General features: G+C 68.5%; 12 protein-coding genes and 2 pseudogenes. 7 read left to right on the forward strand and 7 right to left on the reverse strand.

Features of this window, described 5'->3' with window-relative positions; all coding sequences use genetic code 11:
* Window positions 1–82: 82 nt before the first annotated feature.
* The gene (locus tag ACGFYY_RS34215) at window positions 83–331 is read right to left on the reverse strand and encodes a hypothetical protein (protein WP_393715431.1); all 249 of its coding nucleotides are present in this window, start codon (window positions 329–331) and stop codon (window positions 83–85) included.
* A gap of 186 nt (window positions 332–517) precedes the next feature.
* On the opposite strand from ACGFYY_RS34215, the gene ACGFYY_RS34220 reads away from it, so the two are divergent.
* The gene (locus tag ACGFYY_RS34220; protein WP_393715433.1) at window positions 518–970 is read left to right on the forward strand and encodes a hypothetical protein; all 453 of its coding nucleotides are present in this window, start codon (window positions 518–520) and stop codon (window positions 968–970) included.
* Between the two features lie 318 nt (window positions 971–1,288).
* Here the strand turns inward: ACGFYY_RS34220 and ACGFYY_RS34225 are convergent.
* Window positions 1,289–1,594 (reverse strand): annotated as a pseudogene (locus ACGFYY_RS34225) (RNA polymerase sigma factor); the annotation flags it as partial.
* 191 nt (window positions 1,595–1,785) lie between these two features.
* On the reverse strand, window positions 1,786–2,145 hold the full coding sequence (locus ACGFYY_RS34230) for a DoxX family protein (RefSeq protein ID WP_393715435.1): 360 nt from the start codon (window positions 2,143–2,145) through the stop codon (window positions 1,786–1,788).
* 402 nt (window positions 2,146–2,547) lie between these two features.
* On the opposite strand from ACGFYY_RS34230, the gene ACGFYY_RS34235 reads away from it, so the two are divergent.
* From ACGFYY_RS34235 to ACGFYY_RS34245, 3 genes are all read left to right on the forward strand, one after another.
* Window positions 2,548–3,636: a substrate-binding domain-containing protein gene (locus ACGFYY_RS34235; RefSeq protein ID WP_365276564.1), complete on the forward strand. Its 1,089-nt coding sequence runs from the start codon at window positions 2,548–2,550 to the stop codon at window positions 3,634–3,636.
* Between the two features lie 443 nt (window positions 3,637–4,079).
* Window positions 4,080–4,628: a hypothetical protein gene (locus tag ACGFYY_RS34240; protein ID WP_393715438.1), complete on the forward strand. Its 549-nt coding sequence runs from the start codon at window positions 4,080–4,082 to the stop codon at window positions 4,626–4,628.
* Between the two features lie 166 nt (window positions 4,629–4,794).
* Complete coding sequence (locus ACGFYY_RS34245) at window positions 4,795–5,121, forward strand: hypothetical protein (RefSeq protein ID WP_393715440.1); 327 nt, start codon at window positions 4,795–4,797, stop codon at window positions 5,119–5,121.
* 114 nt (window positions 5,122–5,235) lie between these two features.
* On the opposite strand, the pseudogene ACGFYY_RS34250 reads toward ACGFYY_RS34245, so the two are convergent.
* The 4 genes and pseudogenes from ACGFYY_RS34250 to ACGFYY_RS34265 all read right to left on the reverse strand — a co-directional run.
* Window positions 5,236–5,337: pseudogene (locus ACGFYY_RS34250) on the reverse strand (transposase); the annotation flags it as partial.
* A gap of 651 nt (window positions 5,338–5,988) precedes the next feature.
* Complete coding sequence (locus ACGFYY_RS34255; RefSeq protein ID WP_393715442.1) at window positions 5,989–6,348, reverse strand: hypothetical protein; 360 nt, start codon at window positions 6,346–6,348, stop codon at window positions 5,989–5,991.
* 732 nt (window positions 6,349–7,080) lie between these two features.
* A complete protein-coding gene (locus tag ACGFYY_RS34260) occupies window positions 7,081–7,347 on the reverse strand; it encodes a hypothetical protein (protein WP_393715444.1) in 267 nt (88 codons plus the stop codon).
* Entirely contained in the window at window positions 7,344–7,604 is a 261-nt protein-coding gene (locus tag ACGFYY_RS34265; protein WP_393715446.1) for a hypothetical protein, read from the reverse strand. The genes ACGFYY_RS34260 and ACGFYY_RS34265 overlap by 4 nt, the downstream gene beginning before the upstream one ends.
* A gap of 432 nt (window positions 7,605–8,036) precedes the next feature.
* On the opposite strand from ACGFYY_RS34265, the gene ACGFYY_RS34270 reads away from it, so the two are divergent.
* From ACGFYY_RS34270 to ACGFYY_RS34280, 3 genes are all read left to right on the forward strand, one after another.
* On the forward strand, window positions 8,037–8,630 hold the full coding sequence (locus tag ACGFYY_RS34270; protein WP_393715448.1) for a hypothetical protein: 594 nt from the start codon (window positions 8,037–8,039) through the stop codon (window positions 8,628–8,630).
* A gap of 532 nt (window positions 8,631–9,162) precedes the next feature.
* A complete protein-coding gene (locus tag ACGFYY_RS34275) occupies window positions 9,163–10,146 on the forward strand; it encodes a caspase family protein (RefSeq protein ID WP_393715450.1) in 984 nt (327 codons plus the stop codon).
* Between the two features lie 192 nt (window positions 10,147–10,338).
* Window positions 10,339–10,926, forward strand: a complete 588-nt coding sequence (locus ACGFYY_RS34280; protein ID WP_393715452.1) for a hypothetical protein — start codon at window positions 10,339–10,341, stop codon at window positions 10,924–10,926.
* Window positions 10,927–11,859 lie beyond the last annotated feature (933 nt).

Raw genomic sequence — 11,859 nt, forward strand, 5'->3', positions numbered from 1 at the left:
TCCTCCCGACGGGCCCGGAAACACCCGCACGACAGAGAGGCCCCGTAGCCGGACGACCGGCCGCGGGGCTCCTGCGCCGTCCCTAACCGGACCCGCGCACCCCGTCCGGGTCGATGCCCTCGGCGGTCGGGGCGCCGGTCGCCTTCTCCGGCTCGGCCGTCCACGCCACCACCAGCGCCCCACGGGCGGGCGGCACGGCCGCCCCCGACGCCGCCCGCGGGCCCACCGTCACCTCGGGAACCCGATCCCGCAGCACCCCGGACAGGAACCCGCCCACCGCCCCGAAGAGCAGCAACCCGGCGCCCACGCCCCACAACCGTCCACGTCTCATCGCACCCCTCCCACCCGCAGCCGCGCCCCCGCCACCGTGCCACAGCGACCCACCCGATCGATACGGCCGGAACACCGCGTGCGGGCGCCGGGTACCGCCCATGTGCCGGTCCGCCGGCGCCACTGTCGGCGGCGACGGTTAAGATCCGCTGTTCGTTCGAACAAGAAAGCTGTGGGGGCGTAGGGGATGAGTGGGCAACTGAAGGACACCGCGTCGGAGTTGGCGGGACTCCTGTGGCGGGAGCACACCGTCTACCGGGACCGCGCGGGCGGTGTCGTGATCCGCGGGGAGCACGTCCAGCGCTGGATCAGCCTGGCCGCCGGTGGCGGGCGGGACGAGGTGCTCGTGCGGGCCGGCCGGATCCTCGACGGCGGCACCACGGCCCCCGCCCGCTCGGAGGCCGTCGTGCGCCTGTCCGCCGGGACCGGCGCCTTGGCCGCGGTCTGCCGCCGCCTGCTGTCCGAGACCGCCGCCACCCCGACGCCCCCGCCGCACACAGGCAGGCGCGGACGCGGGCGACGCACACCGCACGGGCGGGCCACCCGCGGCAGGCACACCAGCCTCTCGTCCTGGCTGGTCGTCGCCGCGGTGCTCGCGGTCATCGGCCTCTACGTCGCGACCACGACCGGGCGGATCTGAACCCGCCCGGCCCCGCACCGGAGCACCGGAGTACCCCCTACGGAACCACCGGCCGGCCCGAACGCAGGGCGTCGAGGGCTTCCGCGGGGGTGGCGCACCGAGGCCGCGGCCGTAGTCGTTAGTGCCGCACGGTCCTTCTCCATCGCACTGCGGGCGGCCGGAGCGTACTCGTCGGCGAGACGGTCGATCAACAGCAGACGGGACTCCAGCAGCACAGGACGGTCCGCGCCGGCCGCGACCTGCGCCGCGTAGGCCGGGAGACCGTCCGCGAGAAGCGCGAAGGGACGACAGCGCGCCGGACAGCAGCCGCTGCCGTCGAGCGCCGGCCCGGGCGGCCTCCCGGCGGGCGACGGCCATCGTCCAGGTCAGGAACGCGGCGTCACCACGAAAATGCGCGAATCCGCGCCAGGCGCGCACGGCGACGGCCTGGACCAGGCCCTCGGCCTCCTCCCGGCTGCCGGTCGCCCAGCGGGCGTACGCCATCAACTGCGGCTGTGCGGCTGCCCATTCCCGCGCGCAATGCGCGTCCACCCGCTCCCGGCCGCGCGGAATGCCGGCCGGCCGTCCCATGCCCATGTGGAGTCCCAGGCCCCACCCTCGGGCGGTGATACCGGGCTTCAACATAGGAATCGCCCCTCGGCCCGGGCAGCGATGAAGAAAATAGATCCCCTATTGATCGCTTCGGACGTAATTGTGATCAGAGGTTGTCAGTTGGGCAGGGCGAAGGTCGCAACGGAGACCCCACCACAGGCACCGCGCCAGGCGCCCGACCACGGCCCGACCGAAGGCGACGGCCGCACGACAGGACAGCCCGATCACGACCACGTGGCCGACCGGACGGCCACCGCCGCGGCCGCGACGAGCCCGACATCGAGCGCGATCCGGCGGTCCCCACCGGTCAGACGAACCACCACGGTACCGATCTGCAGGAGTACGAAACCGGCAGCCGCGACCACCGCCGACCAGGGAACGATGCCGCTCCACCGTGACAGGACCGGACCGGCCGCACCGAGCACCTCCACCACCCCCAGCACCCTGAGGACGAGCAACGGCATACGGTCGACCCACCCCATCAACGGCCGGAGCCGATCGCGACCGCGGATCACCCTCAGCGCGCCCGCGTAGAAACAGAAGAGCGCGAACGGTCCCACGACGACCCCACAGCCGACGTTCATGGTTCCCGTTCACGGGCCCGATGATCAGGCATGCGGGCGACAAGGTGGAGCTCCCGCCACGACAAGCCCGGGCCGGCTCGGCGGCCGCCGACGACGGCCTCGGGACGGGTGACGAAGCACTCCGTCTCCGGATCGACGGGAAAGCCGTCCGAGTACCAACACCGTGACCATCCCAGCCCCTGAGCCACCCACGACACCCCGTGAACGCCCCCGTCCGAGAACCGGTCTCGAACCATCCTCGTCCGCCGGCCCGAAAGCGTGCGTGCGAGCAGCACACCGCAGCTCGATCCCGGCCACCGCCCACACTCCCGCGGACGATACCCTCCGGCGCAGCGGAAAGGGCATGGTCTTCCGCACCACCTCGGCCGCACGCACACGGCCCCATCAGGGAGGTCCCCCCGCATGAACCCGTACCTGCGCACCCCCACCGCTCTGACCGCGCTGGCCCTCACCGCCACCCTCACCGCCTGCGGCACCAACGAGGAAAGCAACGCGAGCGACACCAACAGCGTCAAAGTCGGCCTGCTGCTCCCCGAGAACGAGACCGCGCGCTACGAGAAGTTCGACAAGCCGCTGATGGAGAAGAAGGTCGCCCTGCTGACCCTCGGCAAGGGCAAGGTGGTCTACGCCAACGCGATGGGGGACGCGGCCAAGCAGAACGCCCAGGCCGACGCGATGATCGAGAGCAAGGTCGATGTCCTGGTCGTCGACGCGGTGGACTCCAAGGCGATCGCCGGCGCCGTGGCGAAGGCCAAGGCGGCCGGCATCCCCGTCGTCGCCTACGACCGCCTGGCCGAGGGCCCGGTCGATGCGTACGTCTCCTTCGACAACGAGGACATCGGCCGCCTCCAGGGCAAGATCCTGCTGGATTCCCTCGGCGACAGAGCCAAGAACGGGAAGATAGTCATGATGCACGGCGCCCTCACCGACCCCAACGCCGCCGGCTACAAGACCGGCGCCCGCGCCGTCCTCGAGGGCAAGGTGAACATCGGCAAGGAGTACGACACCGCCGAGTGGAAGCGGGAGAACGCGAGCGCCAACATGACGGCGGCGATCTCCGCACTCGGCAAGGACAAGATCGTCGGCGTCTACTCCGCCAACGACGGCATGGCCGGCGGCGTCATCTCCGCCCTCAAGGCCGCCGGAGTCTCCCCCCTGCCGCCGGTCACCGGTCAGGACATCGAACTCCCCGCCGTACAGCGAATAGTGTCGGGCGACCAGTTCATGAGCGTCTACAAGCCCTACGCCCGCGAGGCCGAATCCGCGGCCGAACTCGCCATCCTCCTCGCCCAGGGCGAGAAGATCGACGGAATCATCAACCAGGTGGTCAGCAGCCCCACCACCAAGCGAGTCCCCGCCATCCTCATCCTCGGCGTGCCCGTGACCCGCGACAACATCAAGAGCACCCTGGTCCTCGACAACGTGTACACCGTCGATGAGATCTGCACCGGTGCCCTCAAGGCCACCTGCGACAGCATCGGCCTGGAATAGCGCGACGGCAGGCGGGCAGGGCTCGGCCCCGGCCCGCCGACATGCCGTCCTCCTCGGCGAAGAAGACCCCCGCCACGACATGTGCCCCGCCCCCCGGACGTGCGATCCACGCCCGGACGTCGGAGTGTCGAATCCGGGCGGGAACCGCCGCACCCACCCGCCCGAGCGCCGCGAGTCCGAACGACCTTCGACCGCTGACCTGGGGTGGGCTGCTCGGCATCGAGACGCTCTGCATCCGTGAGACGAGGAGACGAGCCGTAGGGGGATTCAGGACATCATCCACCGCTCTGTATCCATGCCCCCATGGTGACCGCAGGGTCGGTGGTCCGAACCGCGCGGGAGCGCCGCCGCCGGCCCGCACCCAGCAGGGCTCCCTGGAGCGGATGATGTGGCCACCACCTGGGATGATGTCCGTCCGAGGGTGGGTCAAGGGGAGGGCAGCGATGAGCGGGCGCGTACCTGCAGGGGACGGGACGGCCGAAAACCAGGAGCCGACGAGATGGGAGCCGGTCACGGTGCCCGCCCCGGACCCCGACCGGCGGCCTGCACCTGAATATCAAGCGAACCCGAACCCCGCCGTGCAGTACGGGATATGGGACGCGATGGCCCTCTCCCACCGGCCGATCGGTGTGCTCCCACCACCCATGAAAGCGTACGCCGACAGGCTGGTGCTGCATGTGGAGCAGAGCTGGGAGGACCTGGGGGAGGTGGACGTGGCCATGTTCCGACTGGGCCGGCGCTTCTTCGTACTGAGCCAATTCACCGAAGTGAGGGACACGGGCGTCACTGTGTGGCTCGACCGCCGGCACACCGACGACGAGGCCTCCCTCAAGATGCTCATCAAGGCTCTGGGCATCCCGCACGACTGCGTACGCGACCTTTCCTGGTCTCCGCATTCGGCGGTTCAGCGCGCGCTTCTGTCGCCACCCCCACCCGCAGACGACACGGGCTCATCACGCTGGACACGCTTCCTCCGGAAACACACTCACTGAAGGTTTCAAAATGAAGTCCGGAGGCAGCGAAGGCATTACACGCTGCAGCCGGTTGAGTTGGGGGCCTGTCCGGCCCGCCCATGCAACTCTCTCACGGCCTGCCTCATGACGGCCGGCAGCCGCACGAACTTGCACGTCCGGCCCGGGCGCCGTGCATAGTGTGCTCATGGATCGATTCGTGGGTCAGGCACGCCTCGAATGGTGGGCCAATCACGCGACGTGCCTCGAGGAGTACGGCATCGACATCAGCGTCACCGTCGACGCGGTCGGCACGTGGCGGGCAACCGGTCGGCACGCCGATGCCCTCGACACGACCCAGCGGGAGGGTTGGGACTTCCTGATGGAGACGGATCCCCACTTCTCCGTCATGTTTCCCGGCGAGCACAACGACGGGATCTTGGTGAGGGTCTTCGAAGCAGAGGATGGAACCCTCACGCTCGTGGAGGCGCCGAGCAGGGACGGTTCGGTGAACATCACCTTCGACCTGCCCTGAGCCCAACCCCCGCCATGCGCAGGAACCGGGCTTTGCCGCCCTGCCACCATGTCGCCCCTCGCTGACCTTTCAGAACGACGTTCGGAGCGGCGAAGGCGTACGAGACTGCATGCGCAGTTCGAGCAGGCCGTGCTGCAGATCCACACGTCGCTCGTAGCGGATGCGGAGCCGCTTGAACTGACGCAGCCAGGCGAAAACGCGCTCCACGACCCAACGCACCGCGCAGGTCCGTCAGGTTCAGGTTGGTGTTGTTCCCATCTCCACCGCGCCGCAGTTCTGGTTGCCGCAGGTCGGTTTCACCCAGGTCGACGCGCGTGGTGCCGTCATCGCGACTGCCTGTGGACGCGACAACGGTGAGTGCCGCGGTGATGTCGCCGGCCGGACCCGTCTCGGCGGCCCCGGCTTCGGCTTCTTCCGCCGGGAACGGATGCACGATAAAAGCACGTCGATCACGGTGACCTGCTCACGCGGGGAGTCCTCCATGAGGAGTTGGAGAGCGTAGACGCCGCCGAGGCGCACATCCTCGGAGCTCCTGTTGCCGAGGTTCTCCACCGCAGCGGTGCACCGATCGGCGATCCGTCGAAGAGCGCCGGCCCGCTCCGGCCGCGGCAACCAGGTCATCCGCTCACGGGGCGGGGCGCTGGTGGCCGGCCTACCACTGGAGCGGAGCCGTTCGGCCGCCCGGCCGCGCCGTCCGCGCTGCCTGCATCCCAAAGGGGCGCGGGCACGGGACGGTGATTGCCGCCCTTTCCGGTCCGCGATCTGATGCAACTGCTTGCTGCGCGCTCCGGCCCGGGAGGACCCCGTCGTCACCATATGATCATTTGACCCAGCTGGTACCGGTTGCGTGATTCGAGACCGAGAGAGCTACCGGTCGGTTGGTTGCCCCGTGCCGTCCAGGCCGCGATTTCGGGGCCTGGTGGGCGAGGCGCACGTCCCGCCCCCGGTGCCGGGTACGGCTGCGGGGTCCTCGCCGGCGGCGAGGGCGTCGAGTTGGGCGGTGATCGTGTCGAGGTCGAGGAGGCCGGCGGTGTAGGCCTCGACGAGCAGGCCGACGGCGTGGGAGATCGAGACCTCGTCCTGACCGGCGCGCTTCTTACCCGCGTCCCACACGGTTCCGGACACGTTCACCGTGCGAATGATCTTCTCGTCGGTGAGTTTCCGTTCGGTGGGCCGGCCGGTGCCGGCTGGATAGATCTTGGGGACCTGGCGGGGTGCGATGGCCATGCGGGCGTCGCCTCTCGTCTCGGGCGCGGACCGTATCAGGCCCGTGCCCCCACCCTACCCCTTAACTTATACAACTTCCCCGGTTTCGAGCCCCTAGGGCATGACGGACGGGCCAGGACGGCCAGGGCCGGCCCCGGGGCGGCGACGCCCCTACCCTCGGCGGGACACCCGACGCAGGCGAACACGACGCGAACACACTTCTACAACTTCTCCGTTCGGAGGCCGATGCGGGGGCGGGGGTGTGGCCGGCACAGCGGCTTCTCCGGCAGCACGCTGGCACGCGTCCGCGAGTACCTCGGCGCGGTGGGCGAGCTCCGCCGCCCGGCGGGCCGGCAGAGCCGCGCCGGCCTCGACGGGCGTCGCTCCCCTCCCACCCGATCCGCATCCACAGTTCCGTCGCCACCGCGACGCAGGACCGTTCGGGGCGAGTTCGGCCATCCAGGTGAGGGGGACGGGGCGACCCACCCGGGGACGGGGGCGTCGGTCCACCGGACGGCCGGCCCCACAAGCGCGACCCGTACCGCCTGGACGGTCCGTCCGGCGCGCCCGGCACGCAACGCGTGCGCGCCCGCCACATCCTCCCACTCGACAGCGGCCCGGCCCCGGCGGCGGTCCGGCCACCACAGGCACTGTGACGGCCGCGCACGATGCCGCGGGTCGGGATGACCGCCGTACGCACGACGGCGGGGATTACGTCCGCCAGGGAGAGCTCCACCTGACCCCTGACCGGCTCTACCGGAGACCGTACCGGCCACCGGTACCCCCGTCCTCGCCCCACCCCGCAAGATCACGGTTCCGGGTCACCTCGGCGCCCCACCCGAACCGCGCGTCGAACCGGTCCGGGCAGTAGGCGTGTTCGATGCACACCCGCGGCTCGATGCCACACTCCAGCTCGGCCGGGTCCTCGCACCCGCACTCGCCGTACTCGAACGGCTCCGTCACCTCCGAATCCTCCACCAAGGCCTTCACAGCCTTGAGCTGCATCTCTGTCAGCTTCACGCCGTCCCGCACACCCCGGACTCCCTGGCCACGTACCGGAAGCCCTTGGGACCGCGCTCCCAGTAGAGGAGCAGGGACACCTCTCCTGCGGTGGTGTACGCCTCCAGCCCCACGACCCACGCGTCCGCGGTGCGGCCCTTCGAGCCGGCCGCGCCGAACACGGCGGAGGCCTGCCAGTCGTTTTTCTCGGCTGTGCGGATCAGCCGCTCGGCACTGCTGGGGATGACCGCCGCCGTACCGGACGTCAGAGCAGACATTCGAACCTCCATGGGACCGACCAGCGGCCTACTCGGCCGCCTTGTTGAAAATAACCCTAGCTAAAGTTATATAACTCTGAGCTCGGAGCCCTTAACTTCACCCCGTTGAGTTGGGCGCTCTCGGTGTTTCCGTGGGCTGGGCCGTGCCTTCCGGGCGGCGCGGCAGGGAGATTGGCCCAGTGGGTGAAGTAAGTGAGCCGGGAACATGCCGTGAGGGCCCGCACAGGCGCGGCCAGGGGCGGGCGCCGGCTTGGCCGGCTGGTTGTGGGATAGCACGGGACAGGGCAAGTGTCGGTCGGGCACACTGCCGCCCACGAGAGCGGGAAGCGGCCCGCCCAGCGTCGACCGAGTGGGTGTGTGTATGTGGTCTGCTGATGTTTGGAGCGCTATAGCAGCAGGGGCAAGCTTTTTGCGGCTGGGGGGTCTTTGTGGGTGGCGATAAAGGCGAAGCAGATTTCTGTGGATGCTTTGAACACGGAGAAGCAGGCGACGAACGCCGCCAGTATTGTGGCCGGTATTGAGAACGTGAGAATTCACCACGATATGCTTCCCGACCTGAAGGTGGAGATTCGGAGAACGGGCGACGGCGGCCGAGCGCGGTTGACGGTGAGGTGGGACGGCCCGTCAGTGCTGAAACGGTTGTCCGAGGTGCGTGTTCGGGTGCTCGATGACGGGCAGGATCGAACGGTCGCCCTCGCCTCTAACCTGGCCACGGGCCCCACGGCGGAGGAACTTGCGGCCCAGGTGTGGGGCCCGTATCGGCTCCAGCCCGGCCTTGACGGTGTTTCAGTGGGCGGGCGTACAGCGACGCGCGAGGGTTTGTGCCTCGGATCCACACTGCCGCTGATGATGGAACCGACACGATCGCCGCACCGCGATGCAGAGGCTCAAATCAGGTGGAGCATGGAATTTGGCCGTCAGCCTGTACGGCTCCACATTGAGTGTAGGCACGAAGATTTCGAACCCTGGGTGCAGGTCTACGAAATCAATGTAATTGACCCCTATTCCGCACCGCAGCGCGGTTAGGCACGCTTTAGATCAGCTAGCGGGGTGGGGAGCCTCGGACCGCCGGGAAGCCGTCCGCCGCCTGTTCTGAGCCCCCGGCAAGGGCGGGTCAGGTGGTTGAGGCGGCGGCCGATGCGGCAGCGTTGGCGGCGAGGTCTGTGTGGGCGCCGAGGTCGGACGCGGCGTTAGCGGCGCAAGCCGCGACCGACGCCGTACGGGCCGCGGGCGCCTGCGCCGAGGTCGCGTTGGGCGGCCGCGCGGCTAGCGTGCCTGTGGGGTCCTCGGGCCGCCCCGGCCGGGGGAAATGGGGTAACCGCTCGGGGCGCCCCCGGGCTTGCAGTACCCCGCAGGGGTGATTTTTGTCCTCGCGTACGTGCGGGCGGTTTGTGTGGCACACTCACGCTCAGTCACCGTATGCCACTTGCATGTCACTGAAACCGCGATACGGCGTGGCGTTTTGCCCCAAATCCTCACTATCTGTAGTTTCTGCTGTCACGCTGCGTGATCAGTTTTCGGCTCCATTTCGCACCGCGACGTGATCCCGAGGACCACCATGACCAAACGCGCCCTGCTCGTAGGCATCGACCTCTACCCGGATCCGCGAAACAACCTCAACTCCTGCGTCGCCGACACGCTCGCGATCAGGAACATGCTCGAAGGGTTGTACGGCTTCGACCCCACGGACATCCAGCTCGTACACAACCAGAACGCGACGCTGGCCAACGTCCTCGACCAACTCGACTGGCTGTTCACCGGAGTGACTCCCGGAGACCAGATCGTCTTCTTCCAGTCCTCGCACGGATACAGCTACCCCGAGGGCAGCACCATGGTCGAGGTGCTCTGTCTCTACGACGCCTTCCTCAAAGACACCGACCTGGTACGCCGGACCCTTGCACTGCCGCCGAACGTGCTGACGGTGATCCTGGACTCCTGCCACTCCGGCGGCATGAGCAAGAGATTCGTCACCACGCAGAAGAACGGGTCGGCGGTTACCACCCAGTGCCACGTCGCTAAGGGCAAGTTCTGGCAGCCCGACCCGGAACAAGCCGCTCGCGACGCCCAACTGCACGCGCAAGTGACCCAGTTCAAGTTCTTCGGCCGATCGACCACCGCCGACGCCGGAGCCATCGCCAAGAACCTCATGATCAACCCGGTCGGCATCCCGCCGGCCAAATCGGTCAAGGAAGCCGCAGCCGAACTCAACGGAGTGTTGTTCTCGGCCTGCCTGGCGAACGAGACGGCAGCCGCGGGAAGCCCGCCCACCGATCAGCTGTCCGCCTTCACCTACGCCCTCACCAGCGACATCCGTCCGGACCTATCGGTGGCAGAACTCAACAGGCTGGTGAGCCAGCGCCTCGACCGGCTCAACATGTCCCAGCACCCCATCGCCATGGCCCCTTTCATGCAGCCACACCTGCTCACCCAGACCCTCATCTCCATGGGCGACGGGACCAAGTCCTTCAAGGCCGACGAGCAGATCTCGAACATCGGCGACTCAGTCGAGGCATGGCTGAACGACAACCTGAGCGAGCGCTAGGAGGCCTCCTTGCCGAGGTCATCGAACCCAGCCGCTCAGGCCAGTTCCCAGACCGCCAGGAAGAAGCAGACACCGCCTGCTGCCGCACCGAATCCACCGAAAACCCAACAGAAAGCCCCGAAAAAGAGCAGCGGTGCTAACAGCGCTGCAAAGAACGCCGACGACCATCGCCAAGATCACTCAGGAGGAGAAATGACCGCGACATCACTCGACCCCAGGGCCGAGCGGTTCAAGGAGCAGCTTGAGGCGGCCTTCGCCGGCGAGCCCTCCGGCAAGAGCTTCGACGTGCCCGACGTGGGCTACGGCGACGTGGCGACGATCACCTGGTCGCTGCTGGAGAACTACGTCGCCGCCGCCGAGGCCAACCCCAAGGGCTACAAGATGGCTACCAAGGACTTCGTCGACACCAAGGTCGACAACGTGCCAGACGAGAAGATCTGGCCCCTCGTATGGGCGGCGGTCGAGACCCTCGGGCCGCTGATCATCGACATCGCCACCAAGGACTTCAAGCCGCATAAGAAGGACCTGGTCGCGGCGATCGACAGCGTGCCCGCACACCGGCGCAAGGACAAGGACTGGGTCGACTACGCCACCACGCTCGCGCTGATCCTCGCCCAGGGAACCGTGCAGGTCCTGTCCGACAAGAAGGACTTCGGCACGTCCGGGCAGTACCCGACGATGCCCAAGCCGCCGAAGGACGCCGATCCGGCCTACTTCCGGGACGCCCTGACCTTCGCCACCGCGAGCACCAAGTTCCTGGATTTCTCGTTCCACTTCTGACGACCGTAGGCGGCGTGAGCCCCGACGACGACAGACCCCAGCCGGGGGGGGGGGGGGGGGGGGGGGGGCCCCCGCCCCCCCCCCCCCCCCCCGCGCCCGCGGGGGGGGGGGGGGCCGCCGGGGCGGGCCCCCCCCCCCCCCCCCCACCCCCCCCCCCACAACTTTCGTGGTTTTCTCGTCCCAATACGCACCCCCGGGGGGGGGGCGCCCCCCCCCCCCCACCCCCCCCCCCCGCCCCCCGCGGGGGGGCCCCCGGCCTCGCCCCGCGCGAAGCGCGGGGCCTCACGCTCCGTCACTTGCGGGGCGGGCCCAAAACGCGACGTTCGGTCATCTGCCCACCCCCGGTTTGGGTTCGGGGTCCGTACCACTCAGGGAAGGCGGGATACCCGTTTGCCCTTTTGGTATGCGGCGCTCGCGGCGGAAAATTAGAAGGTTGCATTTATGGTATTCGGCCGGCGGGTATTTCGGTTTTGATATTTGGTGCGGGGGTAGTTTGCGTGGGTCGGGAATTCGCTGGGTTTCTTTGTCGGCGATCTTTTTGGTTTGGACCATTAGACAGGGCGGTTCGGTGTCTCTGTTGCGTTCTGTAGTGGGTCGGGGGAGGTGGCGGCGGGCGTGGACACTCTGCCAGCCCGTGGGCATACTGCTGCGGAGAGGGAGCGCGCAGCGCGACCGGTTGGCCTCTGGGTGGTCTCGGCCCCGCGGAGATCGCCCCCTCGAGAACCACTTCTGACATGTCATCAGTAGTACCTGACAGCCCATCAAAAACCTTTCGACCTGCTAGAATTGACTACAGGAAAGCCGAAGAACTCCGCGCCAGGCCCCGCTCCCTAGCCAGCCGGCCACCGCGGACTGGTAGTCCCTGAACCGACCGGGACCACCCCGCAGTCACCGCAGGTGACTGCCCACCGGGCTCACTCTGCCCGGCGTCGC

The sequence above is a fragment of the Streptomyces sp. NPDC048331 genome (genome assembly GCF_043201215.1).
Lineage (GTDB): Bacteria > Actinomycetota > Actinomycetes > Streptomycetales > Streptomycetaceae > Streptomyces.